The organism is Candidatus Accumulibacter sp. ACC012, from assembly GCF_907163155.1.
In the GTDB taxonomy this organism is placed as follows: Bacteria; Pseudomonadota; Gammaproteobacteria; order Burkholderiales; family Rhodocyclaceae; genus Accumulibacter; species Accumulibacter delftensis.
On the sequence record NZ_CAJQUC010000003.1, the window covers coordinates 721,315 to 736,806 of the forward strand.

Consider the following 15,492-nt stretch of genomic DNA (forward strand, 5'->3'; position numbering starts at 1 on the left):
GAGCGGCAGTTGTTGGAAAAATTTGCCCTGGCGATGCTGCAGGAGCAGCGAGTGAAACGGCGCTGGGGAATTTTTTTCAAACTGATCGGCTTTTCCTACCTGCTCGCGATGCTGCTCCTGTTCATCGACTGGGGCGGCGGCTCGGAGAAGCTGGTCAATGGCAAGCACACGGCGCTTGTTCACCTCAATGGCACCATCGCCAGCGGTGGCGAAGGCAGTGCGGAGAGTATCAACGACGCCTTACGCTCCGCTTTTGACGATAAAGAGACTGCGGGCGTCGTCCTGCGGGTCAATAGCCCGGGTGGCAGCCCGGTACAGGCGGGTATCGTGCATGACGAAATCCGCCGCCTGCGCAGCAAGCATCCACAGATTTCACTTTACGTCGTGGTCGAGGATCTCTGCGCTTCCGGCGGCTATTACGTGGCTGTCGCCGCCGACAAAATCTTCGTCGACAAGGCCAGCATTGTCGGTTCGATCGGCGTACTGATGGATGGCTTCGGCTTTACCGGGACCATGGACAAGCTCGGGGTGGAGCGCCGGTTGCTGACCGCGGGAGTGAACAAGGGCTTCCTGGATCCGTTTTCGCCGCAGGATGCAGAGCAGAAGAAGCACGCACAGGTCTTGCTTGGCGAGATTCACCGGCAGTTCATCGAAGTCGTTCGCAAGGGGCGAGGTGAGCGTCTGAAGGAAACGCCCGAGATGTTCAGTGGCCTGATGTGGACCGGTACGCAGAGCATTCAGCTCGGGCTGGCCGACGACTTGGGTACCGTTGAGTCGGTGGCGCGCGAAGTGATCAAGGCCGAGCGGATCGTCGACTTCACGATCAAGGAAAATATCGCCGAGCGTTTCGCCAAGCGCCTGCGTGCCGACGCCGCGCAAGGTGCGGGTTCTCTGCTTGGCGCCATCGACTGGTCCGCCTTGCGCTGACTTTCGTTGACCGGCGGTCGCTAGGCCTGCAGCAGGAATACCGTCGGCCGGCGATTGATATTTGGTAGCGATTGGCGCAGCCACGCGGCAACCCGGCGCGTGGCGATCTGCTCGCTGTCGAGAGTGAGGTCGGTCGCGACGCAGACTCTGGTGTCGCGGGCGCAGGTCTTGAGCACGGATTCGAGCATTTGTTGGTTGCGGTACGGCGTTTCGATGAAAATTTGCGTTTGCTGTCCCAGCCGCGACTCCCTCTCCAGTTCACGCAGGCGCTTTTCGCGTTCGCCAGGGGCGCTTGGCAGGTAGCCGTGGAAGGCGAAGCACTGGCCGCTCAGTCCCGAGCCCATCAAGGCCAGGAGAATCGATGACGGACCGACCATGGGTACGACCTGGATGCCTTCCTGTTGCGCCAGAGCGACCAGCGCGGCGCCCGGGTCGGCGACCGCCGGACATCCGGCTTCGGAGATCAAGCCGACATCGTTGCCGGTCAGCAGGGGTGCCAGCAGTGCCGGCAGCTCGCTGGCTGGCGTGTGTTGGTTGAGCTCCTGAATCCGGATCTCTTGCACGGGCAGGTCGGCGGGCAGCAACTTGAGGAAGGCGCGCGCCGACTTGGCATTTTCGGCAACGAAGTGACCGAGTCCGCGCGCGCAGGCAAGCACGGCTTGTGGCAGGACCACGGCGACGGCGGTCGGGCCGAGCGGAACGGGGATCAAATAAAGCCGTCCCTTGTTCATAAATTACCCTATGTTTAACGTTTATGGCATTGATTATAATACAGATATGTTCTCTGTGCGCAGTAGGTCGCAAAGGGCTATCAGGGGTAGCCCGATGAGCGCGTTGGGGTCTTCGCCATCGATCCTGGCAATCAAGGCGATTCCCAATCCTTCTGATTTGGCGCTGCCCGCGCAATTGTAGGGCTGCTCCCTGCGCAGGTAGTTTTCGATTTCGATGTCTGTCAGGTCACGAAAGTGGACCCGTGTCGGTACGCCGCGCAGCTGTGCTCGGCCGCTTGCGGCGTCGAGGAGGCAGAGGCCGGTAAAGAAATTGACGCTGCGCCCACGCATGGTCTGCAACTGGCGCACGGCCTTGCCGTGATCACCGGGTTTGCCGAAGACCTGACCGTCAAGGCAGGCGACCTGGTCGCTACCAATGATCAGCGCGTCCGGAAAAAGGGCGCTAACCGCTCGTGCCTTGGCTTCGGACAGGCGCAAGGCACTGGCTTCGGGTGTTTCGCCTGGTAGCGGCGTTTCATCGACGGCGGGATCAGCGCTCTCGAAGGGCAGGCCGAGCCGAGCCAGGAGTTGGCGTCGGAATGGCGAGGTCGAGGCCAGGATGAGCTGTTTTCTGGGCATAGGGTGTGGCCGATCAGGGAAGGAAATTGCGGCCGCCGCCGAAGTAATCGAGAAATAGCTTGTTTTGCGGCGCCACAGCTTTGACTTCAAAAGCCGAAAATAATATCATGCCGCCCTTATGTCGAGACGCGTGCTCATTGATGGTCTGGCTTTCGGGCGCGAGGGAGGTTCGCTGCAAGGCGAAGTGCCGCTGGCGGCGCTGACTCGTTTGGCTGACTTGCTGTTGGACTCAACGGCTTGTCTGACGTATCGCGTCGAAGGGGGTATGGGCTCTGGCGACCGCGCGCAGCTACTGCTGCAGGTGGACGGCGTGCTGACGCTGTGCTGTCAGCGTTGCCTGGAGCCGCTGGCGTACGCGTTGGAGTTGCGTAGTTTGCTCGAATTTGTGGCGAGTGACAGTGATCTGACGCAGGAGGATCTGGAGGACGACTCCAGGGACTTTCTTCCGGCCGAGAAGGAGCTTGATGTGCTGGCTCTGGTCGAGGATGAAATCCTTCTGGCGCTTCCGACGGTGCCTCGTCACGACGATTGTGCGCTGCCCGGTGCCGCAGGCGAATCGACGAAAGAGTCGCCATTTTCAGTTTTGGCCGGCCTCAAGGGCAGGGCTTAGTAAGTTTGATTTTAGGAGTTTGACATGGCTGTTCAACAGAACAAGAAATCCCCGTCCAAGCGCGGCATGCATCGCGCACACGACTCCCTGGGCAGCCCGCCGCTGGCCGTCGAGCCAAGCACCGGCGAAGTGCATTTGCGCCACCACATCAGCCCCTCGGGCCACTATCGCGGAAAAAAAGTCGGCAAGGGCGCGAGCGAGTGATTCCCTTGGATGGGGCAGGCGGCTTCCCATGATGGGGGCCTTCCTGCCTTTTCTTTGGTCTGCCTTCCGATGACTATTACCGTCGCCATTGACTGCATGGGTGGGGATCATGGTCCCCAAGTGACAATTCCGGCGGCGCTTGAGTTCGTCCGTGATCAGCCTGACGTGCGCGTGATCCTGGTCGGCATCGCCGATAGTATCGTCTCCATGGTCGGCGACGTGGCCATTGGGCGTGTCGTTATTCATCATGCCAGTGAGGTCGTCGCCATGGACGAGGCGCCGTCGGTAGCGCTGCGCACCAAGAAGGATTCGTCGATGCGCGTGGCGGTCAATCTGGTCAAGAGCGGCGAGGCCGATGCCTGTGTCTCGGCGGGAAATACCGGCGCCTTGATGGGTATTTCCCGTTTCGTGCTCAAGATGCTGCCCGGTATCGATCGCCCGGCGATCTGCGGTATTCTGCCGACGATCAAAGGGCACACGCACGTGCTGGACCTTGGCGCCAACGTCGATTGTAGCCCTGAAAACCTGCTGCAGTTCGGAATCATGGGTGCTGCCTTGGTTTCGGCGGTCGAGCATCGCGATCGGCCAACGGTCGGGATTCTGAATATCGGGCAGGAAGAAATCAAGGGTAACGATGTCGTCAAGCGCGCTGCTGAACTGCTTTGGGATTCCGGCCTGAATTTCGTTGGCAACATCGAAGGCGATGGTGTCTACAAGGGGCAGGCTGATGTCGTGGTCTGTGATGGCTTTGTAGGCAATGTCGCTTTGAAATCCTCGGAGGGCCTGGCGCAGCTGCTGGCGACCTTTCTGCGTGAGGAATTCAGGCGCAATTTGTTGACCAAGCTAGCCGCGGTAATCTGCTTGCCGGTGGTCAATCGCTTCAAGAGCCGCGTCGACCATCGCAAGTACAACGGCGCCACCTTGCTTGGCTTGAAGGGCATTGTCGTCAAGAGTCACGGCTCGGCAGATGTCTTCAGCTTCGGGCAGGCGCTGCGGCGTGCTGCGGAAGAGGCGCGCAGTGGCGTCCTGGCACGGATCAGTGAGCGCGTCGCGCAACAACAACAACCGCTTCTGGAGATCGCATAGCATGTTCTCCCGCATCACCGGTATCGGCAGTTATCTGCCCGGACCGCCGGTCAGCAATGACGATCTCGCGAGTCGCGGGATCGACACCAGCGATGAGTGGATCGTCAGCCGAACCGGCATCAAGTCTCGTCATCTTGTGGCGAACGGCGAGAACGCCAGCGATCTGGCCCTCGAAGCAAGCAAGCGAGCGCTACTTGCTGCCGGTCTGGATGCCACCGACCTGGACTTGATCATTGTCGCCACTTCGACCCCGGACTTTATCTTTCCGAGCACCGCGTGCTTGCTGCAGGGCAAGCTGGGCAATCGTGGCGCGACCGCCTTCGATGTGCAGGCGGTGTGCAGCGGTTTCGTCTATGGCTTGACGATTGCCGAGAAATTCATCCGCTCGGGTAGCCATCGCCGGGCTCTGGTCGTCGGCGCCGAAGTCTTTTCACGCATTCTCGACTGGTCTGATCGGGGCACCTGCGTGCTCTTCGGTGATGGGGCGGGTGCGGTCGTTCTCGAGGCTTCCGACAAGCCGGGAATTCTGGCCACTGCCTTGCATGCCGACGGTGCCCACCACGGTATCCTGTCGGTTCCCGGTAGCGTCTGCGGGGGTAAGGTCACTGGCGATCCTTTCCTGCGCATGGACGGACAGGCGGTCTTCAAATTTGCCGTGCGCGTGCTCGCGGAAGTGGCGGACGAGTGTTGTCAGGCCGCCGGCATCGCGTCGTCAGACATCGACTGGTTGATTCCGCATCAGGCCAATGTTCGCATCCTCGAAGCAACGGCGAAACGCGTCAAGATGCCGATGGACAAAGTGGTGGTGACCGTCGATCGACATGGCAATACGTCAGCGGCGTCCGTGCCATTGGCCCTCGACGAGGCGGTTCGCGACGGGCGCATCAAGGCCGGTCAGAAAATCATGCTCGAAGGCGTCGGTGGTGGTTTCACCTGGGGCGCCGTGCTGCTCGAACTATAGAAGGGAAGCAATACAAGATGGCTTTCGCATTCGTTTTTCCGGGTCAAGGTTCGCAATCGGTCGGGATGATGGCCGCCTATGGCGATTCGCCTGTGCTGCGGGCGACCTTCGACGAGGCCTCGGCGGCGCTGTCGCAGGATCTCTGGCAATTGTTGATCGATGGTCCGGCCGAAGCCTTGGCGCAGACCGTCAACACGCAACCGCTGATGCTCACCGCCGGCGTTGCGGTCTATCGTCTGTGGCTGGACCGCGGTGGCAAGTTGCCGGCCGTCGTCGCCGGCCACAGTCTTGGCGAGTACTCGGCACTGGTTGCTGCCGGAGTCATCCGCTTCCGGGACGCAGTACCGCTGGTTCGGCTGCGTGCCACCGCGATGCAGGAAGCCGTGCCGGCGGGCGCGGGCGCGATGGCGGCCATTCTTGGTCTCGATGACGAGAAGATTGCCGAGGCCTGCATCGAGGCAGCCGCTGCGGCTGGCGATGGCGAGGTCGTCGAAGCGGTCAATTTCAACGGCCCGGGGCAGACGGTGATCGCCGGCAGCAAGGCGGCGGTGGAACTGGCCTGTGCCGGCTGCAAGGCGCGTGGTGCGAAGCGCGCGTTGTTGTTGCCGGTCTCGGCGCCTTTTCACTCGTCGCTGATCCGACCGGCAGCCGACAAGCTGGCTGCACGCCTCGCCGAGCTTGATTTCGCGGCGGCGCAGATTCCGGTGATCAACAACGCCGATGTGGCGATCGAGTCGGACAGTAACCGGATCAAGGACGCCTTGATTCGACAGGCATACTCGCCGGTGCGCTGGGTGGAGACGATCCAGAAGATCGCGGGAATGAATGTGACGACGGTGGCCGAATGTGGGCCGGGCAAGGTGCTGGCAGGCTTGACCAAACGTTGCGCAGCTAGCTTGACAGGCCTTGCGCTGGTTGATCTGGCGGCGCTGGAAGCCGCGCTCGAAACTCTCGGATCGGCACGCTAGAGGCGATGGGGACGGGAATGCTCAACGGACAAGTGGCCTTGGTCACCGGTGCCTCGCGCGGCATCGGTGCGGCGATCGCGCTCGAACTGGGTCGCCTTGGCGCCACGGTGATCGGTACGGCAACGACAGGCGAAGGCGCGGCAACAATTTCTGCGGCTCTGCTGGCTGCGGGCAGCGCGGGTGAGGGCGTTGTTCTGGAAGTTCGCGATGCTGAGCAAATCAATTCGTTGATCAGCCACATCGAGAAGACGCACGGTGCGCTGTCGGTGCTGGTCAATAACGCCGGAATCACGCGCGACAACCTGTCGATGCGTCTCAAGGACGAGGAGTGGGAAAACGTGCTCGATACCAACCTGAAAGCGGTTTTCCGCCTTTGCCGGGCGGTGATGCGCGGCATGATGAAGGCACGCTACGGTCGCATCATCAACGTCACCTCGGTTGTCGGTCACGCCGGCAATCCGGGTCAGGCCAATTACTGCGCTGCCAAGGCCGGCGTTGCCGGCATGAGTCGGGCACTGGCTCGGGAACTGGGCAGTCGCAACATCACCGTGAATTGCGTGGCGCCCGGTCTAATCGACACTGATATGACGCGTGCACTCGACGACAAACAGAAAGCAGCGCTGCTGCTTGGCGTCCCGCTTGCGCGGCTCGGATCTCCTCAGGAAGTGGCGGCGGCGGTTGCTTTCCTGGCGTCGGCCGGGGCTGCTTACGTTACTGGCACGACGATTCACGTCAACGGCGGCATGTTCACTGGCTGAAATCGGTTCTGGACGAAAAAGCGTCCGGGTCGCATGGACTGATGTTTGGTAAGTTTGGGCCATTTTGCTAGAATGGCGCATTTCTGTTTTACCTATGAACTCTGAGAAGGAGCACTTTGATGGAAAATATTGAGCAACGTGTCAAGAAGATCGTCGCCGAACAACTCGGGGTCAACGAAGCGGACATCAAGAATGAATCGTCGTTCGTCGACGATCTCGGCGCTGATTCGCTCGATACAGTTGAACTGGTAATGGCTCTCGAGGAAGAGTTCGAGTGCGAGATTCCGGATGACGAAGCCGAGAAAATTACCACCGTGCAGCAGGCCATCGACTACGTCAGTTCGCACAAGAAGTAAGTTTTCCCGTAGACGCTATCCACGATCCCTGCGGTCAGGCTCTGCAAGGGGCCGTCCTCGGTGGGGAGTGATGGCAAGCTTTTCCGCTTCAGCATCTTCTACTCCCGGAGCACAAGTTGGCACGTCGCAGAGTCGTTATCACTGGCCTTGGTATCGTTTCTCCGGTTGGCAATTCCGTTGAAACGGCCTGGCAGAACATCATTGCCGGACGTTCCGGCATTGAACGGATCACTCGTTTTGATGTTTCCAGCTTTCCAGTGCAGATCGCTGGTGAAGTGCGGGACTTCAACATTGGCCAGTACCTCTCGGTAAAGGAAGCGCGCCGCATGGATGTCTTCATCCATTACGGCATGGCGGCAGGCATTCAGGCGATCCGCGATGCCGGGCTCGAAGCGCACCCGGCGCAGGCCGAGCGAGTCGGCGTATCGATCGGTTCCGGCATCGGCGGTCTGCCGATGATCGAGAACACCTGCGACGATTTTTCTGCAGGTGGGGTGCGCAAAGTGTCGCCGTTCTTCGTTCCCGGTTCGATCATCAACATGATCTCAGGCAACCTGTCGATCATGTATGGCTACAAGGGCCCCAACATCTCACTGGTCAGCGCTTGTTCGACGGGGACGCACAGCATCGGTGATGCGGGCCGCCTAATTGAATACGGCGATGCCGACGTGATGATTGCCGGTGGCGCTGAAGGCTGCCTGTCGAACCTGGGCCTGGGAGGTTTTTGCGCTCCACGTGCCCTATCCACGCGCAACGACGACCCGCAGACCGCGAGTCGTCCGTGGGACAGAGATCGCGACGGCTTCGTACTCAGTGAGGGCGCCGGCGTCGTAGTTCTGGAAGAATACGAACATGCCAAGGCACGCGGCGCGCGCATCTATTGCGAGTTGGCGGGTTTCGGTATGAGTGCCGACGCCAACCACATCACCGCACCGTGCGACGACGGTGAGGGGGCGGCGCGTTGCATGGGCAATGCCTTGCGTAACGCACAGCTGAATCCGGAGGACGTGCAGTACGTCAATGCACATGGTACTTCGACGCCCCTGGGCGACAAGGCGGAAACAGTTGCCGTCAAGCGCGCTTTCGGCGCTCACGCAAGCAAGCTGGTGGTCAGTTCCACCAAGTCGATGACCGGCCATCTCCTCGGTGCTGCGGGGGGCGTCGAGGCGCTGTTCTCGGCGCTGGCGATCTACCATCAGATATCGCCGCCGACCATCAACCTCGTCAATGCCGGAGAAGGCTGCGATCTCGATTATTGCGCCAATGAGGCGCGTCAGCTCAAGATCGATGTCGCCATTTCAAACTCCTTCGGCTTCGGCGGTACCAACGCCACCGTGGTCTTGAAGCGGATCTAGTTCCTGGCGTCCTGACGGGCGCGCGCATGGCATGCAGTTTCCGATCGACATTGCTCTGCGCCGCTCGCGTCTGCTCTTTGTCCTGACGGCCTTGCTGCATGGGCTGGCTGCGGCCAGCCTCTTCGTTTTGCCCTGGCCTCTGAGCATCCGCTTGCTGCTGCTGGCGATCGTTGCCTTGTCGCTGTGGCAGCAGATTTGGCGGCCGTCGAGAGTCGTCGCCCTGCGCCTGGCGGCAAGCGGCGAACTGAGCTGCCACTTCGCCAATGGCGACCAGGTTTTCGCGCGGGTCCAGCCAGACAGCGTCGTTTTCAGCCAGTTTCTGGTCTTGCGCGTCCGTGCTGGCGAGTCAGGGCGGCTGGAGGCCCTTGCGCTTTTTCCCGACAGCATGTCCACAGAGCAGTTCCGTTTGCTTCGCCTGTGGCTACGTTGGCGGGTAGATTCCCGTCAGCTCAAAGGCGGCGTCTGAGCACCGTGTTGCGGGCACGTTCCAGCGTTTCTGGATAATTGCGGCTGGAGTGCAAGCCGCGGCTTTCATGGCGGCGCAGTGCGCAGCGGATGATCAGGTCGGCAGTCACCACCAGGTTGCGTAGCTCGATCAAGTCGTGGCTGACTCGGAAAAGCGAGTAGAAATCGTCAATTTCGCGGAGCAGCAGGCGAATTCGGTTCTGCGCGCGCTGCAGGCGCTTGGTGGTGCGTACGATGCCGACGTAGTCCCACATGAAGCGTCGCAACTCATACCAGTTGTGGGCGATGACGATTTCTTCATCGGGATCGCTGACGCGGCTGTCGTCCCAGGGCGGTAGCTCCGGCAGTTCGCTTTCGTTTTGTTGGAGAATGTCATTGGCGGCCGCCTCGGCGAACACCAGGCATTCGAGCAGCGAGTTGCTGGCCAGACGATTGGCGCCGTGCAGGCCGGTGCAGGAAGCTTCGCCGGCGACGTAGAGGCCAGCGAGGTTGGTGCGTGCGCGCAGGTCAGTAATGACGCCGCCGCAAGTGTAATGCGCTGCGGGCACAACCGGGATTGGCTGGCGGCTGATGTCGATTCCCAACTCGCTACAGCGGGCCATGATGTTCGGGAAGTGCTCAGCGAGAAAGGCCGCTGGCTTGTGCGAGATGTCGAGGTAGACACAGTCCAGGCCGCGTTTCTTCATTTCGAAGTCGATGGCCCGGGCGACGACGTCGCGGGGCGCGAGTTCGGCGCGTGCATCGTGCCGGGGCATGAAGCGCCTGCCGTCAGGCAGTAAGAGGCGTCCTCCTTCGCCACGAACCGCTTCCGAAATCAGGAAGGACTTGGCCTGCGGATGGTAGAGGCAGGTCGGATGAAACTGGATGAACTCCATGTTCGCCACCCGGCAACCGGCACGCCAGGCCATGGCGATACCGTCGCCGGTGGAAGTGTCTGGATTGGTCGTATAGAGATAGACTTTGCCGGCGCCGCCGGTGGCGATCAGAGTGTGTCGAGCGCCGAGGGTCAGCACCTCTCCGGTGGTGTTATCCAGTACATAGGCACCGTAGCAACGGCGCTCGGCCAGCCCCAGTTTTTCGCCGGTAATCAGGTCGACGGCGATGTGCTGTTCGAGGATGGTGATATTGGGATGCTGGCGAACCTTGTGCGTCAGTGTCGTCTGAACGGCCAGACCGGTCGCGTCCGCGACGTGGATGACGCGCCGGGCACTGTGGCCGCCTTCCTGAGCCAGATGGTAGCCGTCCTGATCGCGGGTGAAGGGGACCCCCTGTTCAATCAGCCAGTCGACTGCCCGGCGACCGTTCTCGATCACGAAGCGCGTCGCCCGCGGGTCGTTGAGCAGCGCGCCAGCGTTAATCGTGTCGCGGATGTGCGCTTCGATCGAGTCGCGATTGTCGAGAACTGCCGCGATGCCGCCCTGTGCCCAACTCGAGGCGCTGTCTTCCAGTGTGCGCTTGCTGATCAGCGTGACCTTGCGCGATGCTGCCAGCCGTAGTGCGGCCGCTTGCCCAGCCAGGCCGCTGCCAATGATGAGAACGTCGGAGCAAAGCGGCACGCTGGAGATCCTGCCAGTAAGGGGCTGCAACTATAGCATGTGCATGGCGCCGCAATAGCTCTTCATCGCGCGGCCATTTCCAGGCCGAGCAGGGCCAGCGTCGCTGCGCACGCTCTGTTACGATGAGCGTTGAAGGCTTGCGCTATACTTTTGCGCAAATAACGATATCGTCTTCAACAGGATAAGCAGAGAGCATGAGTGAACGCGAGATTGACCAGCTACTGGTTGAACGCGCACAGGCCGGGGACAAGCACGCTTTCGAGCTCTTGGTCGCAAAATACCAGCGCAAGCTCGCGCGCTTGTTGTCGCGTTTCATACGCGACGCGGCTGAAGTCGACGATGTCGCGCAGGAGGCTTTCATCAAGGCTTATCGGGCGCTGCCATCGTTTCGGGGCGACAGTGCGTTTTATACCTGGCTGTATCGAATTGGCATCAATACGGCGAAGAACTATCTGGTTGCCCAGGGGCGGCGCGCACCGACATCGACGGAATTCGATGCCCAGGAGGCCGAGGGTTTCGAGGATGCCGACCAGTTGCGCGACATCAACACGCCGGAAAGCCTCTTGCAGTCCAAGCAGATCGGCGAAACCATCAATGCCGCGATGGACGGGCTGCCGGACGAGTTGCGTAGCGCAATTGTCCTGCGCGAGATTGATGGCTTGAGCTACGAGGAAATTGCCGAGGCCATGAGTTGTCCGATCGGGACCGTGCGCTCACGCATTTTCCGTGCTCGTGAGGCGGTAGCCGAGAAATTGAGGCCGCTGCTCGATACGGCTGCCGATCGCCGGTGGTAGGCATGGGCGATCAGCAACCGACAATGACGGGTGCGTGGGGAAGCGTGGCCTCGCTTGACGGTGAGTACGCCTTGATCCGTATGGAGGAGAGCGGTTGCGGGCGCTGCCGGGAAGTTGGTGGCTGCGGCGGCAACAACCTTGCCAAGCTGTTGTGCAGCACGCCGCGTACGTTCCGAGTGCCCAACCCTGAGCGGCGCTCGGTGGGTGAGCGCGTACGCGTACGCGTTGGCGAGGGCTCGGTTCGCCGCAGTGCGCTTGCCGCCTATGCCTTTCCGTGGCTGGCGCTGTTACTCGGGGCGCTGGCCGGTTCGGCTGCTGCAGGCGAAGCAGGGGCTATCTGCGGCGCCATTGTCGGTTTGCTGGTCGGCTGGCTGGGTTTGCGGCGTGCGCAACGGCGCGATGCCGCCGATCCGCGTTGCCAGCCGTCGATCACGTCTTGACACTCTTCTCGGCCATCCCCAAATTCGTTGCAATCTGCCGCTCTGATCGGTAGTGACACTCAGGAGGTATTTGGTGCCATGAAACAGTTGCTTGCAGCTTTGTTGTTGACCCTTTTTTCGCTACTCGCGCAAGCCCAGAGTCGCGGCTTGCCTGACTTCACCGAGTTGGTGGAGAAGCAGGGGCCGGCGGTGGTGAATATCAGTACCACCCAGAGCGCGCGCGCCAATGGGCGCGGCGCGCATCCGTTTCCCTTCGATGAAGACGATCCGATGTTCGAGTTTTTTCGGCGCTTCATTCCCCGCCAACCAGGAGTGCCCGGGATGCCGGGCATCCCGGATGAGCCGCGCGAGTTCCAGAGCCGTTCTCTTGGTTCAGGGTTCATCGTCAGCGCCGACGGCTACATCCTGACCAATGCGCACGTGGTCGACGCTGCCGACGAGATTCTCGTTCGCCTGACCGACAAACGTGAGCTGAAAGCGAGAGTGATTGGCGCTGACAAGCGCAGCGATGTGGCGCTGATCAAGATCGAGGCGACGTCTTTGCCAACGGTGCGCTTTGGTGACCCCAGCGTACTCAAGGTCGGCGAGTGGGTGGTGGCCATTGGTTCGCCGTTCGGCTTTGACAACAGCGTGACGGCCGGAATCGTCAGCGCCAAGGGGCGCTCGCTGCCGCAGGAAAACTACGTCCCCTTCATTCAGACCGACGTGGCGGTCAATCCTGGAAACTCCGGAGGGCCGCTGTTCAATCTCCAGGGCGAGGTGGTGGGTATCAACTCTCAGATCTACAGCCGTTCTGGAGGCTTCATGGGTATTTCCTTTGCCATTCCGATCGACGTGGCGATGGACGTGCAGGCACAGCTACGCGCCGCTGGCAAGGTCAGCCGTGGTCGCATTGGGGTGGTGATCCAGGAGTTGAGCAAGGAATTGGCTGAGTCCTTCGGCTTGAGCCAGGCGACGGGAGCCGTGGTCAACGCGGTCGAGAGCGGCGGCCCGGCCGACAAGGCGGGTGTCGAGGCCGGTGATGTGATCCTGAAATTCGACGGTAAAACAGTTAACAGCTCCAGCGATCTGCCACGCCTGGTTGCCGCGACCAGGCCGGGAAGCAAGGCGACGATGCAGTTGTGGCGCAAGGGAGCAAGCCGCGAGGTGAGCGTGGTGGTCGGCGAAATCCCTGAAGAAAAACTTGCCAGCCGCCTCAGCGGCGGTGGCAGGCCGGCCGAGCGTGCCGCCAATCGACTCGGTCTGGTGGTCGCGGAGCTGACTGCGGAGCAGAAGCGCGAACTCAAGCTCAAGCAGGGTTTGTTGATCGAGGATGTGCGCGGCAATACGGCGCGCGCCGAGCTGCGGCCCGGCGACGTGCTCCTGGCGATTATCTCGCGTGGCACGAGTACCGAGTTGAGCAGCGCCGAGCAGTTCAACAAGCTGTTGCTGGCGCTCGACAAGTCGGCCAACGTGACGCTGCTGGTGCGGCGCGGCGAACTGCAGACTTTTGTCACCATCAAGGGTTTCCCCGACAGGCGCGGCGAGTGAAGCAGGCGACCCGGCTGACGCTGATTTCGCGGCGCTACTGTCATCTTTGTCAGGACATGGAAGTGGCACTGGCGGGCCTGGCCGAGGAGTTGGCTTTCGAAATCGAGGTGCTCGATGTCGACGCCGATGCGGCGCTGGAACAGCGCTACGACGAATTGGTGCCGGTGCTCCTGCACAATGGCCACGAGCTTTGCCACTACTTCCTCGAGGTCAGCAAAGTCCGTGATTATTTGAGCAAAATCGGCTAGAATCCGCGCCTTCAGGCAGTTCGACCAAGGGTGCCCACCGGCACCTTTTTTTTTCAGGGGCGGCGCGGCCGAAACGGCGCCGACACGAGGTCCATGCAACACATTCGCAATTTCTCCATCATCGCCCACATCGATCATGGCAAGTCGACACTCGCCGATCGCATCATTCATCTTTGCGGCGGCCTTTCCGATCGCGAGATGGAGGCGCAGGTGCTGGACTCGATGGCCATCGAGCGCGAGCGCGGGATCACCATCAAGGCACAGACCGCGTCACTGCAGTATCGGGCGCGCGGTGGTGAGATCTACAATCTGAACCTCATCGATACTCCCGGGCACGTTGATTTTTCCTATGAGGTATCGCGCTCGCTTTCGGCCTGTGAAGGGGCCTTGCTGGTTGTCGATGCCTCACAAGGCGTCGAAGCGCAGACCGTCGCCAACTGTTATACGGCGATCGAGTTGGGTGTCGACGTCATGCCGGTGCTGAACAAGGTCGATCTGCCGTCGGCGACGCCTGACAAGGCGCGCCAGGAAATCGAGGATGTGATCGGCATCGACGCCAGCGAGGCGGTGTTGGCCTCGGCGAAGACCGGTCTCGGTGTCGAGGACGTTCTGGAAGCGATCATCGAACGCATTCCCGCACCCAAGGGTGACCCGGATGCGCCGCTCAAGGCCCTGCTGATCGACGCCTGGTTCGACAACTACGTGGGCGTGGTGATGCTGGTGCGTGTCTTCGACGGCACGCTGCGGCCGAAGGAAAAGATACACTTGATGGCCACCGGGTCGACCCACCTCTGCGATCAGGTCGGCGTGTTCACCCCGAAAGCGGTGCCCCGTGACGCTCTGCGTGCTGGCGAGGTCGGTTACATCATCTCCGGGATCAAGGAACTGCAGGCCGCCAAGGTTGGCGATACGGTGACCCTGTTTGACCGGCCGACGGCGCAGGCCTTCCCGGGCTTCAAGGAAATCAAGTCGCAGGTCTTCGCCGGCCTCTATCCGGTCGAGTCCAATCAGTACGACTCGCTACGCGACGCACTCGAGAAGCTGACGCTCAACGACGCGTCCTTGCGTTACGAACCCGAGGTCTCGCAGGCGCTTGGCTTCGGTTTTCGTTGCGGCTTTCTCGGCCTGCTGCACATGGAGATCGTCCAGGAACGTCTCGAGCGCGAGTTCGACCAGGACCTCATCACTACCGCGCCAACGGTGGTCTATGAAGTCCTGCTGCGCGATGGCAGCGTCGTTCAGGTGGAAAACCCGGCCAAGCTGCCGGAACTGTCAAAGACCGAGGAAATCCGCGAACCGATCATCACCATTACCGTTTTCGTTCCGCAGGACTACCTGGGCAACGTCATCACGCTGTGCAACCAGAAACGCGGCAACCAGGTCGACATGACCTACCACGGTCGTCAGGTGCAACTGGTCTACGAAATGCCGATGGCCGAAGTGGTGATGGACTTCTTCGACCGCCTGAAATCCGTTTCGCGTGGCTACGCTTCTCTCGATTACGAATTCAAGGAATACCGGGCGGCGGACGTCGTCAAGCTCGATATCCTGATCAACGGTGAAAAAGTCGATGCGCTGTCCGTCATTCTGCATCGTAGCAGTTCCATCTATCGCGGGCGCGAACTGGCGGCCAAGATGCGCGAGCTGATCCCGCGCCAGATGTACGATGTCGCCATCCAGGCGACCATCGGCGCCAACATCATTGCTCGCGAGAACGTCAAGGCAATGCGCAAGGATGTCACCGCCAAGTGTTATGGCGGTGACATCTCGCGCAAGAGGAAGCTGCTCGAGAAGCAGAAGGCAGGCAAGAAGCGCATGAAGCAGGTCGGGTCAGTCGAGATTCCACAGGAGGCTTTCCTTGCTGTGTTGCGTGTCGGCAAGTAGA

Annotated in this window: 18 protein-coding genes; 15 read left to right on the forward strand and 3 right to left on the reverse strand. The window is 61.0% G+C overall.

The window, feature by feature from the left end:
- The first annotated feature begins 33 nt into the window (after positions 1–33).
- A complete protein-coding gene (locus tag QZ648_RS06540; RefSeq protein ID WP_169067037.1) occupies positions 34–927 on the forward strand; it encodes a S49 family peptidase in 894 nt (297 codons plus the stop codon).
- A gap of 20 nt (positions 928–947) precedes the next feature.
- Here the strand turns inward: QZ648_RS06540 and QZ648_RS06545 are convergent, their stop codons facing one another.
- Positions 948–1,658, reverse strand: a complete 711-nt coding sequence (locus QZ648_RS06545) for an SAM-dependent methyltransferase (protein WP_291996465.1) — start codon at positions 1,656–1,658, stop codon at positions 948–950.
- Positions 1,659–1,691: 33 nt separating this feature from the next.
- Positions 1,692–2,276 (reverse strand): Maf family nucleotide pyrophosphatase, encoded by a 585-nt coding sequence (locus QZ648_RS06550; protein ID WP_169067015.1) that lies wholly within the window; start codon positions 2,274–2,276, stop codon positions 1,692–1,694.
- A 130-nt stretch (positions 2,277–2,406) separates the two neighbouring features.
- Between QZ648_RS06550 and QZ648_RS06555 the strand changes: the two genes are divergently transcribed.
- The 9 genes from QZ648_RS06555 to QZ648_RS06595 all read left to right on the forward strand — a co-directional run bounded on the left by QZ648_RS06555 (position 2,407) and on the right by QZ648_RS06595 (position 9,040).
- A complete protein-coding gene (locus tag QZ648_RS06555) occupies positions 2,407–2,886 on the forward strand; it encodes a YceD family protein (RefSeq protein ID WP_291996466.1) in 480 nt (159 codons plus the stop codon).
- Between the two features lie 24 nt (positions 2,887–2,910).
- Positions 2,911–3,090, forward strand: coding sequence for a 50S ribosomal protein L32 (gene rpmF, locus QZ648_RS06560; protein WP_291996467.1), 180 nt, complete (start codon positions 2,911–2,913; stop codon positions 3,088–3,090).
- Between the two features lie 69 nt (positions 3,091–3,159).
- Positions 3,160–4,176 (forward strand): phosphate acyltransferase PlsX, encoded by a 1,017-nt coding sequence (plsX, locus tag QZ648_RS06565; protein WP_169067018.1) that lies wholly within the window; start codon positions 3,160–3,162, stop codon positions 4,174–4,176.
- A gap of 1 nt (position 4,177) precedes the next feature.
- Positions 4,178–5,137 carry a beta-ketoacyl-ACP synthase III gene (locus QZ648_RS06570; RefSeq protein WP_169067019.1) on the forward strand — a complete coding sequence of 320 codons (960 nt, stop codon included), beginning with the start codon at positions 4,178–4,180 and terminating at the stop codon, positions 5,135–5,137.
- Positions 5,138–5,154: 17 nt separating this feature from the next.
- Positions 5,155–6,105: an ACP S-malonyltransferase gene (gene fabD, locus QZ648_RS06575; protein ID WP_291996468.1), complete on the forward strand. Its 951-nt coding sequence runs from the start codon at positions 5,155–5,157 to the stop codon at positions 6,103–6,105.
- A gap of 17 nt (positions 6,106–6,122) precedes the next feature.
- Entirely contained in the window at positions 6,123–6,863 is a 741-nt protein-coding gene (gene fabG, locus QZ648_RS06580) for a 3-oxoacyl-ACP reductase FabG (RefSeq protein WP_291996469.1), read from the forward strand.
- Positions 6,864–6,982: 119 nt separating this feature from the next.
- Positions 6,983–7,219: an acyl carrier protein gene (gene acpP, locus QZ648_RS06585; protein WP_169067022.1), complete on the forward strand. Its 237-nt coding sequence runs from the start codon at positions 6,983–6,985 to the stop codon at positions 7,217–7,219.
- A gap of 116 nt (positions 7,220–7,335) precedes the next feature.
- On the forward strand, positions 7,336–8,574 hold the full coding sequence (fabF, locus tag QZ648_RS06590) for a beta-ketoacyl-ACP synthase II (RefSeq protein ID WP_291996470.1): 1,239 nt from the start codon (positions 7,336–7,338) through the stop codon (positions 8,572–8,574).
- Between the two features lie 31 nt (positions 8,575–8,605).
- Positions 8,606–9,040: a protein YgfX gene (locus QZ648_RS06595; protein WP_291996471.1), complete on the forward strand. Its 435-nt coding sequence runs from the start codon at positions 8,606–8,608 to the stop codon at positions 9,038–9,040.
- On the opposite strand, the gene nadB is transcribed toward QZ648_RS06595, so the two are convergent.
- Complete coding sequence (nadB, locus tag QZ648_RS06600) at positions 9,024–10,595, reverse strand: L-aspartate oxidase (protein WP_291996472.1); 1,572 nt, start codon at positions 10,593–10,595, stop codon at positions 9,024–9,026. The two genes, QZ648_RS06595 and nadB, sit on opposite strands and share 17 nt — an antisense overlap.
- 194 nt (positions 10,596–10,789) lie before the next feature.
- Between nadB and rpoE the strand changes: the two genes are divergently transcribed.
- The 5 genes from rpoE (at position 10,790) to lepA (ending at position 15,491) form a co-directional block, all read left to right on the forward strand.
- Positions 10,790–11,389, forward strand: a complete 600-nt coding sequence (gene rpoE, locus QZ648_RS06605) for an RNA polymerase sigma factor RpoE (RefSeq protein WP_169067026.1) — start codon at positions 10,790–10,792, stop codon at positions 11,387–11,389.
- A 2-nt stretch (positions 11,390–11,391) separates the two neighbouring features.
- Positions 11,392–11,829, forward strand: a complete 438-nt coding sequence (locus tag QZ648_RS06610) for a SoxR reducing system RseC family protein (RefSeq protein ID WP_248595427.1) — start codon at positions 11,392–11,394, stop codon at positions 11,827–11,829.
- A gap of 78 nt (positions 11,830–11,907) precedes the next feature.
- Positions 11,908–13,359: a DegQ family serine endoprotease gene (locus tag QZ648_RS06615; RefSeq protein ID WP_291996473.1), complete on the forward strand. Its 1,452-nt coding sequence runs from the start codon at positions 11,908–11,910 to the stop codon at positions 13,357–13,359.
- Positions 13,356–13,607 (forward strand): glutaredoxin family protein, encoded by a 252-nt coding sequence (locus tag QZ648_RS06620; protein WP_169067028.1) that lies wholly within the window; start codon positions 13,356–13,358, stop codon positions 13,605–13,607. Before QZ648_RS06615 ends, QZ648_RS06620 begins: the two co-directional genes overlap by 4 nt.
- Positions 13,608–13,700: 93 nt before the next feature.
- On the forward strand, positions 13,701–15,491 hold the full coding sequence (lepA, locus tag QZ648_RS06625) for a translation elongation factor 4 (protein ID WP_291996474.1): 1,791 nt from the start codon (positions 13,701–13,703) through the stop codon (positions 15,489–15,491).
- Position 15,492: the final 1 nt, after the last annotated feature.